This window comes from Micrococcaceae bacterium Sec5.8, assembly GCA_039636775.1.
Classification (GTDB): domain Bacteria; phylum Actinomycetota; class Actinomycetes; order Actinomycetales; family Micrococcaceae; genus Arthrobacter.
The window spans coordinates 81046-99380 of sequence record CP143429.1; the positions used below are offsets into that span (position 1 = coordinate 81046).

An 18335-nucleotide genomic window follows, 5' to 3' on the forward strand; every position below is an offset into this window, starting at 1 on the left:
GGCGGCGCTCAGGTAGGCTCTGCACATGGCTGTGCGGCGTCGGGTGTTTATCGCGGCCGCAGCGACGGTGACTCGGGGGGCAGTCTCCGCCTCATGCTCACCGGCCCCAAGGAGGACACTGTGAAGCGGCATAGGTACAGCTACGGCGACGACCCCAGCCAGTGGGGTGAGCTCTTCCTGCCGGAGGCCGCCGCCACCAAGGGAGTCGTCGTGGTGATCCACGGCGGCTACTGGCGCTCCCAGTACGGCGCAGAACTCGGCGAACCCCTGGCCAAAGACCTCGCGGCGCACGGCATGGCCGCCTGGAACCTCGAGTACCGCCGGGCCGGCAACGGCGGCGGCTGGCCCCATACTTTTTCCGACGTGCTCGCCGGAATCGACAAGCTTGGTGACATCGCCGGCGACCACGGACTCGGCCTGGACACGGTGGTGGCGCTGGGCCACTCGGCTGGCGGTCACCTGGCCGTGTGGGCCGCAGGCCGGACCCGGCTCGCCCAGCTGGGCGCCCCGGACGCGGACCGCCAGTTGCTGCGGCGGGTCGACGGCGGCGCGGTGCACTTGACCGGCGTCGTCAGCCAGTCCGGTGTCCTCAACCTTGCGGAAGCGGAACGGCTGAACCTCAGCAATGGTGCGGTCAGCAACTTCCTTGGCGGCTCCTCCGAAAAATATCCGAAACGGCATAAGTACGCGGATCCGATGAGCGCCGTCCCGCTGACAGTGCCGGTCTATGCCGTCCACGGCACAGACGACGACAGCGTTCCCGTGAGCCAGTCGGACTCCTACGCTGCTGCGGCCAAGTCTTCCGGCGCGCCCGTCCAGGTCCTGAAGGTCCCGGGCGATCACTTCGCGCTCATCGACCCCAAAGCCGCCGCTTACCGCAAGTGCCGCGAACTGGTGCAACTGCTGCTGAACTGACTTTCGTCCGGACCAGCGGCAGCCCGGTGATAACGTGACCCTATGCAAGTTGAAGTCCCGGCGCTGCTGCGCGCCCTGGCAGCGGGCTTCACCAAGTTCCTCCGGGCGTTCGCGCCGCGGCACCCGGCCCAGGTGATCGTCCTTGGGTTCGCCGGGGCGGTCGCGGCCGGCACCGGACTGCTGTTGCTCCCGATGGCCAAGGCAGGCGCAGGAAGCGCCAGTCTTCTGGAGGCCCTGTTCACCGCCACCTCCGCCGTGTGCGTCACCGGGCTGATCACCGTGGATACGCCGGTGTTCTGGAGTGGGTTTGGCCAAGGTGTCATCCTGGTCCTGATCCAGATCGGCGGTTTCGGGGTGATGTCGTTCGGCACGCTGCTTGGCGTCCTGACCGCCCGGCGGCTCGGCCTGAGGTCCCGAATATCCGCCGCCACCGAGACCAAGAGCAGCGGTTTCGGTGACGTGCGCCAGGTACTGGTGGGGGTCCTGGCCATCAGTCTGGCCGTGGAGGCCGCCCTGGCCTTGATCCTCGCAATCCGCTTCATGGCCGGGTACGGCTATCCCCTGGGCGAAGCGCTCTGGCATGGAGTGTTTCACTCCATCTCATCCTTCAACAACGCCGGGTTTGCCCTGTACTCAGATAATCTCATGGGATTTGTGGGCGACCCCTGGATCTGCCTGCCGATCGCTGCCGCGGTAATCATCGGCGGACTCGGATTCCCGGTCCTGTTTGAAATCGGACGGCAATACAGGCGCCCGATCCACTGGAGCATGAATACGAAACTTGTCCTCGTCGGCTCGGCCATCCTCCTGGCGGGCGGGACGGTGTTCCTCACGGCCATCGAATGGGCCAACCCGGCAACCCTGGGTGGCCTCCGTCCCGCGGACAGGGTGCTGGCCGGCTTCTTCCAGTCAGTGATCACCCGCACGGCAGGTTTCAACAGCATCGACATCGCACAGATGAATCCGGTGTCCTGGCTGGGCATGGACATCCTCATGTTTATCGGCGGCGGCCCGGCCGGGACCGCGGGTGGCCTGAAAATTACCACTTTCGCTGTCCTGTTCTTCATCCTCAGCACCGAACTGCAGGGTGGGACGGCTGTGAACATCTTCGGCAAACGTCTGTCCCGCGCGGTGCACCGCCAGGCGATAACTGTGGTGCTGCTGGCGATAGCCTTGGTCATGGGTTCAACGATGTTCCTGATGCTGACCACCAACTTCGGGCAGGAGCGGATCCTGTTCGAGGTGATTTCCGCCTTCGCCACGGTCGGTCTGTCCACCGGCATCACCGCCGCCATCCCGCCAACGGGTCAACTCGTGCTGATCCTGCTGATGTTCGTCGGGAGGCTGGGGCCGGTAACACTGGGCGCGGCCCTGGCCCTGCGCGAACGGCCCATGCTCTACGACTACCCCAAGGAAAGGCCCCTCATTGGCTAGGAACATTTTCTTGTCCCACTCCCCGTCCGGCAGTGACAAGGCGTCCTCCGTGGTGGTCATCGGCCTGGGCCGCTTCGGCGGTTCGCTGGCCCTGGAGTTGGAAGCGCAGGGCACCGAAGTGCTCGGCATCGATGCCAGCGAGGACATCGTGCAGTCCTTCAACGGACGCCTCACCCACGTGGTCAGGGCTGACTCCACCAAGGAAGAGGTGCTTCGCCAACTCTCGGTACATGAATTCGACCGCGCCGTGGTCGGCATCGGTTCGGACATCGAGGCCAGCATCCTGACGACCTCGCGGATCCTCAAATTCCGGCGTCCCCAGATCTGGGCCAAGGCCATCAGCGAACCGCACGCCGAAATCCTCGGACAGCTCGGCGTGGAGCACGTCATCCGGCCGGAACACGACATGGGCAAACGCGTCGCGCACCTGGTCCTCGGTTCCATCCTTGACTACGTGGAATTTGAAGACGACTTCGTGATGATCCGGACCAGCCCGCCGGCCGGCATCCGCGACCGTCCCCTCGGCGTACTCGGCCTGCGGGACAAGCATGGCGTCACCATCGTCGCGGTCAAGCGGCCGGGCGGCACATGGGGCCACACTACGGCGCAAACGGTCCTGTACGACGAGGACCAGATTATCGTCCAGGGCAGCAAAGCCAAGGCCGAACGGTTCAGTACCCTGCCCTGACCCACTAGACTGGAGGGCAGGTGCGCCGGGAAGTCTGGTCGGCATAGTCTTGCCGACCCAACTTTTAGGACTTCCGCATGAGCCCCACACCGCCTCCCGCCCCGCCACGCCTGACCATCTTCGGCCGCGGCAGCTACGCTGAATCGCTCCGGATCGGTGAGATTCTCCGCAAAGAGACGGTTGGGGGCGCTCTCCTTGTGGCCGCGGCCGTCATCGCCTTGATCTGGGCCAACTCGCCGGTATCCGAAAGCTACTTCGCGATCCGTGACCTCAAAATCGGGTACGAACCGTGGCATCTGGAACTGAGCCTGGGGGCATGGGCTGCCGACGGGCTGCTGGCCATCTTCTTCTTCCTGGTCGGCCTCGAACTCAAACGTGAATTCATTGCCGGTGACCTGCGCCAGCTGGACAAATCCATTGTTCCGGTAGCGGCGGCCGTCGGCGGGGTGGCCATTCCCGCGGTGATCTACGCGATCGTCAACCTCACCAGCCCGGAGACCCTGCTGGGCTGGGCCATTCCGACCGCCACCGACATCGCCTTCGCTGTTGCCGTGCTGGCCATCATCGGCTCGCACCTGCCCAGCGCCCTGCGGATCTTCCTGCTGACCCTGGCAGTGGTGGACGACTTGCTCGCCATCACCATCATCGCCATTTTCTATACCAGTGACCTCCAGGTGACGCCGCTGCTGCTGGCGCTGATTCCCTTGGCGATCTACACGTTCCTGGCCCACAAGTACCGGCGTTTCTTCGGGACCAAGACGGCGGCCGCCTGGCTGATCCTGCTGCCCCTGGGCGCCGTGACCTGGGCCCTCGTCCATGCCTCGGGCATCCACGCGACCGTAGCCGGTGTGCTGCTCGGAGTCGCGATTCCCGTCATGCGGTCCCAAGCCAGCGGCGGCCCGGCCGCCGGGCCCGGTCTCGCGGAAATTTTCGAGCACCGGTTCCGCCCCATCTCGGCCGGCGTCGCCGTCCCGGTCTTCGCATTCTTCTCGGCCGGAGTGGCCGTGGGCGGCTGGAACGGCTTCGCCGCCGCACTCACGGACCCCGTGGCCATCGGCATCATCCTGGCCCTGGTTCTCGGCAAGCCAATCGGAATCATGGGCACCACCTGGCTGCTGACCAAGGTCACCAAAGCTCGGCTGGACACCAGCTTCAAGTGGATCGATGTCTTCGGCCTGTCCCTGCTGGCCGGCATCGGATTTACCGTCTCCCTCCTGGTGGCTGAACTGAGCTTCGGCCAGGGCAGTGCTCACGACGACCACGCCAAGGTGGGCATCCTCGTGGCCTCCGCACTGGCGGCCCTGCTGGCGACCGCGGTGCTGAAGACCCGCAACAGGCAATACCGGCAGGCCGAAGAGGCGGAAAAACTCGACTCGGACCAGGACGGCATCCCCGACGTCTACCAACAGGACGGCCCCGTGCGGTAGCTAACGCAGGTGCCAACCGATCGTCTCGACTTATACCCCCTGGGGTATAATAATTACACTAGGCGCCGGAGTGCCCGGCGCCGCGCGAAAGGACACCAGCATGAAGAGCATCTCCGTCAAGGAACTGGCAGCACTGGGCAAGGAAGCGGCCATTGTCGACGTCCGTGAGGACGACGAATTCGCCGCAGTCCGCGTCAGCGGAGCCACGAGCGTTCCGCTCTCGCGCTTCACGCAGTCGCTCGCCGAGGTGCCGGCCACCGGGACCGTCTACGTCATGTGCGCAGCCGGCGGCCGCAGCAGCCAGGCCACCGCCTATCTCACCGACCAAGGCTACGACGCCGTCAACGTCACCGGCGGCATCAACGAGTGGGAGTTCGACGGACTGCCGGTCCAGCGCGGCTGAGCGCAGACGCCGGACTGTGATATCTGGCAGAGTATGGGCATGCTCACAGTTATAGGCGAGGGCCTGGTTGATGTGGTCCAGCGTTCCTCCGGTATCCAGGCCCATGTCGGCGGCAGCCCGCTTAACGTCGCCGTGGGACTGGCCCGGCTGGACCATCCGGTGCAGTTCATCGGCCGCTACGGAACCGACGCCTACGGTGAAGCGGTGGCGGCGCACCTGAAGTCCAGCTCAGTGCTGCTCCCCGTGGGTCCCGACGAACTGCCCACGTCCGTCGCCACCGCCCTGATCGATGACGACGGCGCCGCCAGCTACACGTTCGATCTCGCCTGGGAGCTGCCCGGGCTTGCCGAGAGGTTGCCGTTCATGCTGCAGGCGACGACGCTGCTGCACACCGGCTCCATTGCCACGATGCTGGCTCCCGGCGCCGCAGAGGTTCTCGCCGCCGTCGAACATGCCCATCCCTCAGCCACCATCAGCTTCGACCCCAACTGCCGGCCCAGCATCATCACCGACGTGGACTACGCGCGCGGGCAGGCGGAGAAGTTTGTTGCCCTCGCGGACGTGGTCAAGGCCTCGGACGAGGATCTTCAGTGGCTCTACCCCGATGCGGATCCGCTGGACTCGGCCCGGCGCTGGCTGGGCGGCCCGGAAGGCCCGGCCATGGTGGTGGTCACCCGCGGCGCCCAGGGGCCGTGGGGTGTCAACGCCGCCGGCGAAGCGCAGTTTCCGGCCCCGTCCGTCAAAGTGGCGGACACCGTGGGGGCCGGAGATTCCTTCATGGCGGCGCTGCTCTCCGGGGTGGTGGACCGGGGCCTGGCCGGGGCGCAGAACCGCAAGGACCTCCGGGAGCTCTCGGCGGAACGCCTCCGCGACCTCCTGGCCCACGCTGCCCGGGCGGCCGCGATCACCGTGTCCCGGGCCGGCGCCAATCCCCCCACCCGCACCGAACTCAACCGGCTCGAGGCCCGGGCTGTGGACCACACCAGTCATTGAAAGGCAGTCATGGCACCCCGCGATGTTCCAAGCTTCCAGGTCAGCAGTGAGTCATTCCAAGACGGCCAGACACTGCCGGTGGCGCAGCGCGGCGCCGCAACGGGGCCCGGCGCCGCGGACGAATCGCCGCAGCTGAGCTGGAGCGGAGCCCCGGAAGGAACCCAAAGCTACGCCGTTACCGTGTTCGACCCCGACGCTCCGGGGGGCGGCGGGTTCTGGCACTGGGCCGTGCTGGATGTCCCGGCCCAGACGACGTCCCTGCCGGCCGGAGCAGGGTCCCGGAACGGCGGCGGCCTTCCCCGGGGCGCTTTCCAGTTGAGGAACGACGGCGGCGGGGCCGGATATCTGGGGGCCGCGCCACCCCGGGGCCACGGACCGCACCACTACGTCTTCACCGTCCTGGCGCTGGACGTAGCGCAGTCGGGGCTGGACGCTGCCGCGTCCCCGGCAAAGCTCGAAACGAAGCTCGGCGCCCACATCCTGGCCCGGGCAAGCCGCACCACTATTTACGAGCGCCGCTAGCCACACCGCCGTCGCCGCTTCGACGGTTCCGTGTGCATACCACGCCACGCCGGTACGTCGATCGGGCAGGGAACCGTCGAAATGGCGGCACCGCAGCCAACGTAGACTGGCAGTATGCGGATGGTAGCAAGTGACATCGACGGTACGATCCTCGGCCACGACGGCAAAATCAGTGAGCGGACCGTCCGTGCGTTCCACGCCTGCCGGGACGCCGGCATTGAACTGGTCTTTGTCACGGGCCGGCCACCGCGCTGGCTGCATCCCCTCCAGGAACAGCTGGGCCACACCGGCACCGTCATCTGCTCCAACGGCGCCATCGTCTGGGACCTTGAAGCGGACCGGATGGTCTCGGCCCGGGGCCTGCAGCTCGACGCCGTCTTCGAGGCCCGCGCTATTATCCAACGGCTGCGCCCCTCCGCGCTGTTCGCCGCCGAGACCTTGACCGGCTTTCACCTGGAACCGGGGTTTATCGAGGACGGTTCCAGCAGGCTGCTCGCCGAAGTCACCCCCGCGCCGCTGCACGCCACGCTCACGGCAGCGGACTCCGTGGTGAAGTTCCTGGCCATCGTCCGGGAAGGATCAGCTGACGAATTCCTGGCCGAGGTCACCCCCGCCGTCGCCCATCTTGCTGCGGCGACCCACTCAGCGCCCAACATGGCGCTCCTGGAACTCTCCCTCCCCGGGGTCAACAAGGCCGTCACGCTGGCCGAATACGCGGCCGCACTGGGCATCGGCCCGGCGGATGTGGTGGCGTTCGGGGACATGCCCAACGACATCGAGATGCTCCGCTGGGCCGGCGACGGCTACGCGATGGCCAGCGGCCACCCCCAGGCTATCCTCGCGGCCGGGCAGCAGGCCCCGCACTTCGATGACGACGGCGTGGCCCAGGTTCTCGAGGCGAAGCTCGCAGCCCTGGGCGTCCGGCTCTCCTGACCCGCGGCTTTCCTGACCCATCGTTTGCCCGGTCCGGCGTGCTTTCTGACACCTGACTCCCAGCTTTCGGACAACTGACGTTCACCTTGGCGCCCTACGCTGAAATCTCACGACGGAGCAGCTGACTGACGGTGGGACATCATGGCCAGATACCGCACGGATAAGACCGACAACATGCCTCTGCGCCCGGTGGCGCCGGACGCGCACTGGAAGAGCCTGCAGCAGGGTGACCGGGTCAGCGTCAGGCTGGCGCCCGGCTACGAAACCGGCGGCCGCGTGGACGCCGTCACGGCAGACCACACCGCCGTGTGGGTGCACCTGGACGGCGGCCGGGGGCGCACGCTCCTGCACTGCAGCGACGGCGTGGAAATCCTTCCGCCCGCGACCTAGCCCGGGCACCCGGGGCGGTCCGGGCCAGGCTCAGCTAGGCTTTGCCCGTGAGCATCCCGCACCCCTTCTTTTCCTCCGGCTCCGCTTCATCCGCCGGCTCCGCGGCTGGCGACGGTCCCGAACCCCCGGTGGCCATGGCCCATCGCGGGTTCTCCCGGGACGGCTTGGAAAACTCCATGGCAGCGTTCCGCGCCGCCGTCGAACTCGGGTTCAGGCACCTCGAAACGGACGTGCACACCACAGCAGACGGCGTCCTGCTGCTGTTCCATGACGAAACCCTGGACCGGGTGACGGACGGCCACGGCCGTATCTCGGACCTCCCGGCAGAGACGGTGGCGCGGGCACGGATCGGCGGGGTGGAGCCCATCCCGCTGTTTGAGGAACTGGCTAGGTCGTTCCCGGATGTCCGGCTCAATCTGGACGTCAAGGACTGGAATTCCGTGGACACCCTGGCGGCGGCGATCGAGCGGTTCGGGCTGCACGACCGCGTCCTGATTGCCAGCTTTTCGGATCGGCGGCGCCGGGCCGTGCTCAGGCAACTGAGCCGCCCCGCGGCCGGTTCCGCCGGGATGATCTCGAATGCCCTCTTTGTTCTGCTCGGCCCCCTGCTTCCGGCTGCGCTGCTGCGCCTCACCGCCGGACGCGCGCTCCGCGGCGTCCACGCACTGCAGGTTCCCCTCCGCTACGGTCCCGTGACCGTGGTGACCTCCGGCTTCGTCCGGCGCGCCCACCGGCACGGGCTGCAGGTGCACGTGTGGACGGTCAACGACCCCGCCCAAATGCACCGGCTGCTGGACCTCGGAGTAGATGGGATCGTCACTGACCGTGCGGACCTGCTGAAGGACGTCCTGCAGGACCGCGGCAGCTGGCGCAGCTGACCCCCGTCGTCCGACGAGCCATGGCCTGTCGCCCCGCCCCGGCGGTCTTCGGCGGCGCCCGGTGTCGGTGCCTGCTGGCAGGATAGAACCATGCGCATCCTGATCGCCCCGGACAAGTTCAAGGGCTCCCTTACCGCCGCCGAAGCCGCCGCCGCCATGGCGGAGGGTGCCTTGCGCGTTTATCCCGACGCCGAGGTCCTCCAGTTTCCGGTGGCCGACGGCGGCGAGGGAACCCTCGAGGCCGCCGTTGCCGCCGGTTACGAGGAGCGGCTGAACGCCGTTGTCGGCCCCATCCTGGCACCCGTCGGCGCGGCCTGGGCGATCCGGAAGGACGCCTTCGGCGGGGCAACCGCCATCATCGAAACCGCGCAGGCGTCGGGCCTGGACCAGATGGAGCCGACTCCCGCCAACGCACTCAGGGCGCACAGCTACGGCTGCGGCCAGCTGATCGCCGCCGCCCTCGACGCCGGCGCGACCGAAATTGTGCTGGGCCTGGGCGGCTCGGCGATGACGGACGGCGGCAGCGGGGCCCTGCGCGCGTTGGGCCTGAAACCGCTTGATGCTGCCGGCAATGTGGTGCCCCTCGGCGGCGGCTCGTTGGCCGATGTGGTGCAGCTCGATGTCAGCGGGCTCGATCCGAGGCTCGGGGCGGTAACCTTCCGGATTGCCGTTGACGTGCAAAACCCGCTCTTCGGCAGCGCCGGCGCGGCCCACGTGTTTGGTCCGCAAAAGGGCGCCGACGAGGACGCCGTGGAACTGCTCGACGCAGGACTGCGCAACTGGTCCTCGGTGCTGCGCGAATCCACCGGGCGGGACGTGAATGTCTCCGGTGCCGGGGCCGCCGGAGGTTTCCCGGCCTCGTTCCTGGCGTTCAGCGACGCCGTCCTGGAAAGCGGTTTCGAGTTGGTGGCCGGGCTCACCGGACTGGCCGGCAAACTCGCGCAGGCGGACCTTGTGATCACCGGCGAGGGGTCGCTGGATTCGCAGTCGTTGGCCGGAAAAGCGCCGATTGCGCTTGCGGATGCCGCCCGGAGGCTGGAGATCCCGGTGATCGTCGTGGCCGGACGGATCCTGGTCACCCCGGAGGACCTCGCCGAACACGGGGTGGTGGCCGCCGCCCAACTGCTGGACGTGGCGGGGAGCGCGGAAGACGCCGTCGCGAATGCCGCGAAATACCTCGCCTGGGCCACCACCCAGGTGCTTGAGGGCGCCTGAGCGTTCAGGGTCCGGTTTCAAGGTGCGGCTCCGGGGCCGGCTTGGATTCCTCGGCGGCCTGCTCGGCCTGCCGCCGGAGCCTGCTCGGCACGTAAACCAACAGGATCAGCAACAACCCCAGAAGGGCTGCTCCGGCAGTCAGGCCCGCCGCCCGGCCGGCCGTGACATCGAAAACCAGCGCGGAGGTGCCGACGCTGAGGAGCCCGATGCCGCCTAAGGCGACCTTTGCGATCCGGTCGGCGCTGGAGACCAGCGCGGCCCGCAAATGCATTCGGAACAGCCGGCGGTGCACGCTCACAGGCAGCAGAATCAGCGATGTGGTGAGGGCAGCCAGTGCCACGTTGGCGAGATACAGGGTGGTTTGGAAGCTGTCCAGCGTTTCGAACCGGGATTGGAACGGCAGGGTCAGCAGGAACCCCGCGAGGATCTGAACCCCGGTTTGCAGCACCCGCAGTTCCTGCAGCAGTTCCAGCCAGTTCCGGTCAAGTTTTTCAGTAGGGGACTCGTGCCTGAAGTCACTTGAAGATCGCTCGGCAGATGACACTGGCTCAGATTCGGACACGGGTTGCTTTCGATAGGCGCGGACCGGGCTGCTGCGGCGGCAGTTAACACTCAACCTAGGCCTGCGGCCTACGTAATTTCAAGCAATTACTAAGGTTGCTGATGAATGTCGAGGTAAGGTGGACTTGTTTACTTCACGGGATGGCTTCGCGGCCCGGGTCAGTACCCGGAGTCCGGACGCAGCCGCCGGAAAACCGATACGTTGGGTAGGTGGACAATGAGTGATGCAAGCAAACAGCGGGACCAGCCGGGGGACCCGCGGAGCGGCTACTACTCGGGCTCCTTCCCGGAGCAGATCCAGAAACAGCCCGGCCTGACCGCACTCATGGATCCCCAGCCGGATCACGGTGAGGAGAGCTACCAGGGCAGCGGCGCCCTCGAGGGCAAGGCCGCCCTGATCACGGGCGGGGACTCCGGAATCGGCAAGGCGGTGGCCATCGCGTTCGCCCGCGAGGGGGCCGACGTCGCCATCTCCTACTTGCCGGAGGAAGAAGCTGACGCCCAGGACACCGCCATGTGGATCCGCAAGACCGGCCGGAAGGCGCTGCTGTTCGCCGGAGACGGGCGTACTGAAGAGTTCGCCGCCAAGATCGTGGACGATGCTCTTGCTGAGTTTGGCCGCCTGGACGTCGTGGTGTTGAATGCCGGCTACCAGAAGAACCGCGACAGCTTCGAATCCCTCACCACCGAGGAATTCGACCGCGTCTTCAAAACCAACCTTTACTCGCTGATCTGGACCGCGCGGGCGGCAGTTCCGCATCTGAAACCCGGTGCGTCCGTCATTACGACCGCATCCATCCAGGCCTTCAACCCTTCGCCTGAGCTCATTGACTACGCCATGACCAAAGCCGCGCAGGTTGCTTTCACGAAGGCCCTGGCCCAGGAGCCCGGCCCGAAGGGAATCCGCGTCAATGCCGTGGCACCCGGACCCATTTGGACGCCCCTGATCCCGGCAACCGAGTGGCCGGACAAGCTGCCGTCCTTCGGACAGGACACACCGCTGCAACGTGCGGGTCAGCCTGCCGAACTTGCGGCCGCGTACGTGTTGCTGGCCTCGGAGCACGGCTCGTACATCTCCGGCGCCGTCTTGCCCGTCACCGGCGGCAAGGGCCTCTGAGCCCGGCACATATTTCCACCAGTTCAAATTTCCACAACGGGAGGGACCGCATGACTGAGCAGCACAAACAGGAACCGATTGAAGAGGCCGGCGGTTACGGAACGCCGACCGCCGAGCAGGAACTGCCCGGCGGAGACACGCAAAAGTTTGCCCAGCCCCGCGACGAAGAAGCATTCGACGCCGCCGGTCTCAGCCAGGACAGTCCGGACGGGGAAACCTACCCGGCCGGAGCCCCGGATCTGAGCCAGTTCGGCGCCGACGACCAAGACAGTGCAGGAGAACCCGGAGCAGGACGCTTCGGAGGAACGGAGGAACAAATGAGTTCAGAGAACGCCAGCACCATCCCCGGTTACGACGCGGACGCCACGGAGAACTCGGAGGCCGCCATGCCGTCGTCCGAGGCGGAGATGGACCAGACCAACACCGAGGAACCCGACGCCGGCCGTCCGTTCTCCTCGGAGCCTGGCCAGGACGCGGCCGGTCTGCCCGACGGATCAGGTACAGACCTGCCCGACGACAAGGCCCCCAAGGACCGTGACAGCGACGACGCAGAAACGTTCGACGCCGGCTAAAGCCGCCGCAAAACGGCGAAAGGCCGGGATCCGGGCGGTTTCTAGGGGTCGTTGCAACACCTGTTGGTTAGGTGGTTAGTAGTAAATCACGTAGACGCTCGGCTGGGGTATCTCAGCCGAGCGTTTTGCGTGGGCGGCCGTTGAGTTCCTGTGCGACGTGTTCGAGGTCTTCAGGTCCGTAGGCGGACAGGTCGGTGCTTTTGGGGAAGTACTGGCGCAGCAGCCCGTTGGTGTTCTCATTTGAACCGCGCTGCCAGGGGCTGGCCGGGTCGCAGAAGTAGACCTGCATGTCGGTGGCCAGGGTGAAGGACTTGTGGGCGGCCATTTCGGCCCCTTGGTCCCAGGTGAGGGAGCCTCTAAGGTGGGCCGGCAAGGTAGACATGGTGTTGATGAGCCCGTCCCGGACGGTTTCGGCGGTGTGGTCGCCGGGTAGGTGGACGAGCATCACGTAGCGGGTGGTGCGTTCGACCAGGGTTCCGATCGCGGACTGGTTGTAGGCGCCGGTGATGAGGTCCCCCTCCCAATGGCCGGGCACAGCGCGGTCCTCGATCTCGGGTGGACGCTCGGATATCATGACCATCGGGTCCACGAACCGGGAGGTGCGCTGTTCCCCGCTCTGGTGGTGTTTCCGGCGGGTCCGACCGGTGCGCAGCGCGGCCTGTATTTCGCGTTTGAGTCCGCCTCTCGCCTGAACGTAGAGGGCTTGATAAATCGTCTCGGGACTCACACGCATCTCCGGTTGGTCGGGGAACTTTTCGACCAGGGTGTGGCTGATCTGCTCCGGAGACCAGCGTATGAGCAGTTTGTCCTTCACATAGTCGCGCAGGTCCGACTCGCCAGCGAGCTTGGCCGTCTTGGGCCGTGCGCGCCGGGCAGCGGCTTTCCGATGCGCCCCGTGTGGCAGATAGCCCAGCAGGGCGTCGGCATTTCGGCCCAGCTCGCGGCTGATCGTTGAAGCCGATCGGCCAAGCGCGTGGGCGATCGCCCTCATCGACGACCCAGCGGCTTTCAGGTCGCGAATCATCTCCCGCTCCTGCGCGCTGAGGAACCGCGGATCGAGGAGTTTCTCAAGTGCCGATACCGATATCGGAGGGGCGAGGACCGTTCCGGTCGTGTGGGCGGGCGGGGTCATAGTGGTCACACCACGTTTGTAGTTGACCACCCGCCCATCCGGGTAAATGCGTCGGCCATTGGACTTACGGATCCCGTAATCCCACTCCTCAGCTGTCCTAAGATGCACTCCGGCGGCCTCAGCCGCCTCCCGCCGACTCACACCGGTCTTGCGCAACCGGAAGTACTCATCCCGGCCCCGGTGAGGCCGCGCCCCCGGCTTGCCCTGGCTCTTCAGCCCGGCTTTACGCACCCAGCCGGCACAAGTGGCCGGGTTTAGTCCCAGCTCGCTGGCCGCCGCTCGTGTGCTCTTGAGCCGATCGAAGACGACGAAGAACTCATCCCTCTGCTCCAGCGTGTATTTCCTCGGGCCGACATGTTCTTTCGTTAAAGACGACACGGTCGTTGCAACTCCCAAAAATTCTGGGTGTTGCAACGACCGCTAGAACTCAAGCCGTCCACTAACTGGGGCGGCCCGGCCTTTCTTGTGCTGTGCGGGAGGTCAGTGGCGGTTCTTTGGCAGGCGCTTCGCGCCGGCAGCCGCGGCGGCGCTTTCCGTTTCCGGCTCCGCAACGGTGCCCCGAGCCTTCGCGATGGCCTTCATGCCGTGGTAAATGACCAGTGCCGCCGCGGAACCGAGTGCGATGCCGGTGAATTTCAGGTCGCCGATGGTCCAGGTGTAGTCGGCGATCCCGACAATGAGCGCCACGGCGGCCGTGGTCAGGTTGATCGGATTGGAGAAGTTCACCTTGTTCTGCACCCAGATCTTGACGCCCAGAACGCCGATCATGCCGTACAACATCGTGGCCGCGCCGCCGAGCACACCGGCCGGGACGGTGGCGATCAGTTCCCCGAACTTGGGCGAGAAGCTCAGCACCACGGCAAAGACACCGGCCACCCAGTAGGCCGCCGTGGAATAGACCTTGGTGGCGGCCATGACGCCGATGTTTTCCGCGTAAGTGGTGGTGCCGGAGCCGCCGCCCAGGCCCGCAAGCACCGTGGCAGCGCCGTCGGCCATCAGCGCGCGGCCCGAGACGCCGTCGAGGTTTTGGCCGGTCATGGCGGACACGGACTTCACATGGCCGATGTTCTCCGCCACGAGGACCAGGACCACCGGCACGAACAGGCCAACAACACCGAGGTGGAATTCGGGGGTCTGGAAGAACGGCAGCCCCACCCAGGCGGCGGAGTCCATCTTGGAGAAGTCCACTTCGCCGCGGATGACCGCCACGAGGTAGCCGAGCACCACGCCCACCAGGATGCTCAGCCGGCCCAGGATACCCCGGAAAAAGACGCTGACAACGATGATCGTGGCCAGGGTGATGAGGGCTGTGATCGGGGCGGCATCGAAGTTGTTCTTGGCCGCCGGTGCGAGGTTGAGCCCAATCAGCCCGACGATGGCGCCCGTGACGATGGGGGGCATCAGCCGGTTGATCCAGCCGGCACCGAATTTCTGTACCACCGCACCGATGACCGCCAGCCCGACGCCGGCCAACACCACGCCACCCAGTGCGCCGGCAACGCCGTACTGCTGCTGAGAGGCCATGATCGGAGCGATAAAGGCGAAGCTTGACCCGAGGTAGCTCGGCACCTGGCCCCTGGTGATGACCAGGAACAGCAGGGTGCCGATGCCGGAGAAGAAGAGCGTGGTGGCCGGCGGCATGCCGGTAATGATGGGCACCAGGAAGGTGGCGCCGAACATGGCCACAACGTGCTGCATGCCGATGCCAATGGTCAGCGGCCAGGCAAGACGCTCATCCGGCTTCACAACTTCGCCGGGGCGGATCGATTTGCCGTTGCCGTGGAGCTTCCATTTGGTTCCGAGCATGCTCATTGCCGGGCCTTTCGAGAATGTGTGGCGGCGGGAAGAAATCTTCCGGAGCAACTTTACCGCGCCGGTGTTTCCGGCATGCTTCGCCGGGAGCGCTCCTGTGCGGACAGTGCCGGATGTGCCGAACGTCACGGGAGGCTGCGGGAAGCAGAACCTGTAACTTGAAGTTGCAACTATTTGTCCGCAATGAGTGCCCGCCGACAGGCGGGCGTGCCAGCGAAAGGGATTCCCGTGACCATCGCCCATGATGAGGCAATAATTGACGCCGCCGCAGTGGATGCCATCTTCACCGAAGCCCGCACCGCCAACAGCTTCACCGGCGGCGTCACGGATGAACAGGCCCGGGCTATCTACGAGCTCACCAAGTTCGGCCCCACCGCCTTCAATTCCCAGCCGCTGCGCGTCACCTACATTCGATCCGCAGAAGCCCGCGCCGCGTTGGTGGCGACCCTTGCCAACGGCAACCGCGCCAAGACAGCCTCGGCGCCACTTGTTGCTGTGCTCAGCTACGACACATCCTGGCACGAGCAGTGGGACGCCTTCCTGCCCGGCTACAACGCCCCCAAGGCCATGTATGACGCCGCCCCGGATCTCGCCGCCGCCACCGGCAACAACAACGCACACCTGCAGGCCGGCTACTTCATCCTGGCCGTCCGCTCTCTCGGCTTTTCCGCCGGACCCATGACGGGGGCAGACTTCACCGCCATCGACAAGGCATTTTTCTCCGACGGCAGCCAAAAGAGCTTCCTGGTGGTCAACATCGGCCGGCCCGCCGCCGACGCCTGGGGCCCAGCGAAGCCGAAGTTTGCCTATGAGGACGTCGTCCGCACGCTCTGACGCGGAGGTGCCTCCGGCACGGTGTACCCGCGGAGGTGCCTCCGGCACCATGGGGGACAGGCCGGAGGCACTCGGGACGCAATTCTGCGGTTGAGCGCAAGGCCGCATCCGGGGCCGCTCCTTATTTTATCCCGCTTCCGCACCGTAAACATAGGGTTGTGGGGCCCGGTATCCGGTGCCGTGGCAGACTTGCCCCATGCGCAACCTGGTGGTGGTGGCTTTTCTCGATCCGGTCGTTCAAGGACTTGAGTTTGACCGGAAAGAGTGGCCGCTGCACATCACCCTGGCAAGATTCGACGTCCCCGGCAACGACGCCGGTCCCGCAGGGTCCCCGGTCCGGGAGCCGGCGCAAGCTGACCCCCTCGCCGACCGGATTGCCGTTCTTATGGCCGGACCCGCCTCCGCCGCCCTCGGTAACCGGCTCATCGCCGGCGCAGAGGCCGGGTTTGGCCGCTCCGGCCTGATCCCGGTCAGCCTGGTTGAACCGAGCGGCCCGCTGCAGGAATTGCACGAGGCCCTCGTGCGGATCGTTGCGGAACTGCCCGGCCGGATTGCCACACCCGGCTACACCTTGGCGGGCTTCCGGCCGCATGTGTCCCACCGCGGCGGCAACCGGCTCCGGGAAGGCGACGAATTCGTCCTGAACCGGATCGCCCTGGTGGACATGGCCCCGGACGGCAGCCATGCCACGCGCCGCATCCTCAAGCTCTGGACCGCTCCCGGCGGGTGATGGCAGCCCAAGCAGACCGTGCGCAGACCCCCGGCACCCCGCCGCCGCGGGGCCGGGGGCCGGACGTCAGGAGATGATGCCGTCCACCAGTGCCTTTGCCTCGGCCTGGACCTGCTTGAGGTGCTCTGCGCCCTTGAAGGACTCGGCATAAATCTTGTAAACGTCCTCGGTCCCGGACGGGCGGGCCGCAAACCAGGCATTTTCAGTAACCACTTTGAGTCCGCCGATCGAAGCGCCGTTCCCCGGCGCTTCGGTTAGCTTGGCGGTGATGGTCTCACCTGCCAGTTCCGTGGCAGTGACATCCGACGCGGAGAGCTTGCCGAGCGCTGCCTTCTGGTCCCGGGTGGCCGCCGCGTCGATCCTTGCGTAGACCGGGTCGCCAAACTGGTCTGTGAGGTTCTTGTACAGCTGCGATGGCGACTTGCCGGTGACTGCCGTGATCTCCGAGGCGAGCAGGGCCAGCAGGATGCCGTCCTTGTCCGTGGTCCACACGCTGCCGTCCTTCTTGTTGAACGAGGCGCCGGCGGATTCTTCGCCGCCGAACGCCCCCTCGCCGGACAGAAGCCCGGGCACGAACCACTTGAACCCGACCGGCACCTCAACCAGCTTCCGGCCCAGGCTTTCCGCCACGCGGTCAATGATCGAGGAGGACACCAAGGTCTTGCCGATCACGGACTGCGGGTTCCACCCCGTCCGGTGTCGGTAAAGATAGTCAATCGCTACGGCAAGGTAGTGGTTGGGATTCATCAGCCCGCCCAGTCCGTCAACAAACGGGGTGACAATGCCATGACGGTCGGCGTCGGCGTCGTTGCCGGTAGCGATGTCGAAGGCTGCGGACCCGTCCGCACCAGCAGCCATCCTGTTGATCAGTGATGCCATCGCCGACGGGGAGGAGCAGTCCATCCGGATCTTCTCGTCCCAGTCAAGCGTCATAAAGGCCCACTGCGGGTCCACGGTGGGGTTGACCACCGTGAGGTTCAGGTGGTGCCGCTCGCCGATTTCACCCCAGTAGTCCACCGATGCGCCACCCATCGGGTCGGCGCCGATCCGGACGCCCGCCTCACGGATTGCATTGAGGTCCAGGACGGAGGGGAGGTCGTCCACGTAGCTGCTCAGGAAGTCGAACTTTCCCGTGGTGTCCGCGCCCAGCGCCTCGGCGATGGGAATCCGCTTGATTCCGCGCAGTCCGTTTTCCAGGAGTTCGTTGGCCCGGTTGGCGATCCAGCCCGTGGCGTCGGAGTCGGCCGGGCCGCCGTGCGGAGGGTTGTATTTGAAGCCGCCGTCACCGGGCGGGTTGTGGCTGGGGGTCACCACGATGCCGTCTGCCTGCGGGGCGCCGGCCGGGGAGTTATTGTTGTGCGTCAATATCGCGTGGCTCAGCGAGGGAGTGGGCGTGTAGCCGTGCCGGGCATCGATCAGCACGGTGACGCCGTTGGCCGCGAGCACTTCCAGGGCGGAATTTTGGGCCGGCTCGCTCAGGGCGTGGGTGTCCTTGGCGAGGTACAGCGGCCCGGTGATGCCTTGTCCTGCCCTGTACTCCACGATCGCCTGGGTGATGGCGAGGATGTGGGGTTCGTTGAAGGAGGCCTTCAGGCTCGAGCCCCGGTGCCCGGAAGTGCCGAAGGCCACCCGCTGCCCGGGGTCGCCTAGATCCGGGGAAACGTCGTAGTACGCATCAAGGAGCGCAGTGAGATCAACAAGGTCCTGGGGTTGGGCAACAGTGCCCGCGCGGCTAGCCATTGCACCAGCATGCCAGACCGGGGGGGAAGGTGACATGAT

At 66.2% G+C, this 18335-nt stretch carries 19 protein-coding genes; 15 read left to right on the top strand and 4 right to left on the bottom strand.

Features of this window, described 5'->3' with window-relative positions:
* Positions 1-120 precede the first annotated feature (120 nt).
* The 11 genes from VUN84_00405 (at position 121) to VUN84_00455 (ending at position 9798) form a co-directional block, all read left to right on the top strand.
* Positions 121-915, top strand: a complete 795-nt coding sequence (locus VUN84_00405) for an alpha/beta hydrolase (protein ID XAS64193.1) — start codon at positions 121-123, stop codon at positions 913-915.
* Positions 916-957: 42 nt separating this feature from the next.
* On the top strand, positions 958-2349 hold the full coding sequence (locus VUN84_00410) for a potassium transporter TrkG (protein ID XAS64194.1): 1392 nt from the start codon (positions 958-960) through the stop codon (positions 2347-2349).
* Entirely contained in the window at positions 2342-3037 is a 696-nt protein-coding gene (locus VUN84_00415) for a TrkA family potassium uptake protein (protein ID XAS64195.1), read from the top strand. Before VUN84_00410 ends, VUN84_00415 begins: the two co-directional genes overlap by 8 nt.
* Before the next feature lie 77 nt (positions 3038-3114).
* On the top strand, positions 3115-4464 hold the full coding sequence (nhaA, locus tag VUN84_00420) for a Na+/H+ antiporter NhaA (protein ID XAS64196.1): 1350 nt from the start codon (positions 3115-3117) through the stop codon (positions 4462-4464).
* A gap of 100 nt (positions 4465-4564) precedes the next feature.
* Positions 4565-4867, top strand: a complete 303-nt coding sequence (locus tag VUN84_00425) for a rhodanese-like domain-containing protein (protein XAS64197.1) — start codon at positions 4565-4567, stop codon at positions 4865-4867.
* Positions 4868-4906: 39 nt separating this feature from the next.
* A complete protein-coding gene (locus VUN84_00430; GenBank protein XAS64198.1) occupies positions 4907-5860 on the top strand; it encodes a carbohydrate kinase in 954 nt (317 codons plus the stop codon).
* 9 nt (positions 5861-5869) lie between these two features.
* The gene (locus tag VUN84_00435; GenBank protein XAS64199.1) at positions 5870-6382 is read left to right on the top strand and encodes a YbhB/YbcL family Raf kinase inhibitor-like protein; all 513 of its coding nucleotides are present in this window, start codon (positions 5870-5872) and stop codon (positions 6380-6382) included.
* Positions 6383-6496: 114 nt separating this feature from the next.
* Positions 6497-7315, top strand: a complete 819-nt coding sequence (locus VUN84_00440) for an HAD family hydrolase (protein XAS64200.1) — start codon at positions 6497-6499, stop codon at positions 7313-7315.
* A gap of 141 nt (positions 7316-7456) precedes the next feature.
* Positions 7457-7705: a hypothetical protein gene (locus VUN84_00445; protein XAS64201.1), complete on the top strand. Its 249-nt coding sequence runs from the start codon at positions 7457-7459 to the stop codon at positions 7703-7705.
* A gap of 134 nt (positions 7706-7839) precedes the next feature.
* Positions 7840-8583 carry a glycerophosphodiester phosphodiesterase gene (locus tag VUN84_00450; GenBank protein XAS65899.1) on the top strand — a complete coding sequence of 248 codons (744 nt, stop codon included), beginning with the start codon at positions 7840-7842 and terminating at the stop codon, positions 8581-8583.
* Positions 8584-8673: 90 nt separating this feature from the next.
* Positions 8674-9798: a glycerate kinase gene (locus VUN84_00455; protein ID XAS64202.1), complete on the top strand. Its 1125-nt coding sequence runs from the start codon at positions 8674-8676 to the stop codon at positions 9796-9798.
* 4 nt (positions 9799-9802) lie between these two features.
* Here the strand turns inward: VUN84_00455 and VUN84_00460 are convergent, their stop codons facing one another.
* Complete coding sequence (locus tag VUN84_00460) at positions 9803-10342, bottom strand: DUF6328 family protein (protein XAS64203.1); 540 nt, start codon at positions 10340-10342, stop codon at positions 9803-9805.
* A 234-nt stretch (positions 10343-10576) separates the two neighbouring features.
* On the opposite strand from VUN84_00460, the gene VUN84_00465 reads away from it, so the two are divergent.
* The gene (locus VUN84_00465) at positions 10577-11476 is read left to right on the top strand and encodes an SDR family oxidoreductase (GenBank protein ID XAS64204.1); all 900 of its coding nucleotides are present in this window, start codon (positions 10577-10579) and stop codon (positions 11474-11476) included.
* Positions 11477-11526: 50 nt separating this feature from the next.
* Positions 11527-12048 carry a hypothetical protein gene (locus VUN84_00470; protein ID XAS64205.1) on the top strand — a complete coding sequence of 174 codons (522 nt, stop codon included), beginning with the start codon at positions 11527-11529 and terminating at the stop codon, positions 12046-12048.
* Positions 12049-12160: 112 nt separating this feature from the next.
* On the opposite strand, the gene VUN84_00475 is transcribed toward VUN84_00470, so the two are convergent.
* The gene (locus VUN84_00475) at positions 12161-13321 is read right to left on the bottom strand and encodes an IS30 family transposase (GenBank protein XAS65900.1); all 1161 of its coding nucleotides are present in this window, start codon (positions 13319-13321) and stop codon (positions 12161-12163) included.
* Between the two features lie 339 nt (positions 13322-13660).
* Complete coding sequence (locus tag VUN84_00480) at positions 13661-14992, bottom strand: solute carrier family 23 protein (protein ID XAS64206.1); 1332 nt, start codon at positions 14990-14992, stop codon at positions 13661-13663.
* A gap of 228 nt (positions 14993-15220) precedes the next feature.
* On the opposite strand from VUN84_00480, the gene VUN84_00485 reads away from it, so the two are divergent.
* Positions 15221-15826, top strand: coding sequence for a malonic semialdehyde reductase (locus VUN84_00485; protein XAS64207.1), 606 nt, complete (start codon positions 15221-15223; stop codon positions 15824-15826).
* A gap of 196 nt (positions 15827-16022) precedes the next feature.
* A complete protein-coding gene (locus VUN84_00490; GenBank protein XAS64208.1) occupies positions 16023-16556 on the top strand; it encodes a hypothetical protein in 534 nt (177 codons plus the stop codon).
* A 66-nt stretch (positions 16557-16622) separates the two neighbouring features.
* Here the strand turns inward: VUN84_00490 and pgm are convergent, their stop codons facing one another.
* Complete coding sequence (gene pgm, locus VUN84_00495) at positions 16623-18296, bottom strand: phosphoglucomutase (alpha-D-glucose-1,6-bisphosphate-dependent) (GenBank protein ID XAS64209.1); 1674 nt, start codon at positions 18294-18296, stop codon at positions 16623-16625.
* Between the last annotated feature and the right edge of the window lie 39 nt (positions 18297-18335).

What these genes read in the sequence shown, in the direction of transcription:
- VUN84_00410 (XAS64194.1), top strand. Translation starts at nt 958, where the DNA reads ATGCAAGTTGAAGTCCCGGCGCTGCTGCGCGCCCTGGCAGCGGGCTTC.
- nhaA (XAS64196.1), top strand. Translation starts at nt 3,115, where the DNA reads ATGAGCCCCACACCGCCTCCCGCCCCGCCACGCCTGACCATCTTCGGC.
- VUN84_00425 (XAS64197.1), top strand. Translation starts at nt 4,565, where the DNA reads ATGAAGAGCATCTCCGTCAAGGAACTGGCAGCACTGGGCAAGGAAGCG.
- VUN84_00430 (XAS64198.1), top strand. Translation starts at nt 4,907, where the DNA reads ATGCTCACAGTTATAGGCGAGGGCCTGGTTGATGTGGTCCAGCGTTCC.
- VUN84_00435 (XAS64199.1), top strand. Translation starts at nt 5,870, where the DNA reads ATGGCACCCCGCGATGTTCCAAGCTTCCAGGTCAGCAGTGAGTCATTC.
- VUN84_00440 (XAS64200.1), top strand. Translation starts at nt 6,497, where the DNA reads ATGCGGATGGTAGCAAGTGACATCGACGGTACGATCCTCGGCCACGAC.
- VUN84_00445 (XAS64201.1), top strand. Translation starts at nt 7,457, where the DNA reads ATGGCCAGATACCGCACGGATAAGACCGACAACATGCCTCTGCGCCCG.
- VUN84_00450 (XAS65899.1), top strand. Translation starts at nt 7,840, where the DNA reads ATGGCCCATCGCGGGTTCTCCCGGGACGGCTTGGAAAACTCCATGGCA.
- VUN84_00455 (XAS64202.1), top strand. Translation starts at nt 8,674, where the DNA reads ATGCGCATCCTGATCGCCCCGGACAAGTTCAAGGGCTCCCTTACCGCC.
- VUN84_00465 (XAS64204.1), top strand. Translation starts at nt 10,577, where the DNA reads ATGAGTGATGCAAGCAAACAGCGGGACCAGCCGGGGGACCCGCGGAGC.
- VUN84_00470 (XAS64205.1), top strand. Translation starts at nt 11,527, where the DNA reads ATGACTGAGCAGCACAAACAGGAACCGATTGAAGAGGCCGGCGGTTAC.
- VUN84_00480 (XAS64206.1), bottom strand. Translation starts at nt 14,992, where the DNA reads ATGAGCATGCTCGGAACCAAATGGAAGCTCCACGGCAACGGCAAATCG.
- VUN84_00490 (XAS64208.1), top strand. Translation starts at nt 16,023, where the DNA reads ATGCGCAACCTGGTGGTGGTGGCTTTTCTCGATCCGGTCGTTCAAGGA.
- pgm (XAS64209.1), bottom strand. Translation starts at nt 18,296, where the DNA reads ATGGCTAGCCGCGCGGGCACTGTTGCCCAACCCCAGGACCTTGTTGAT.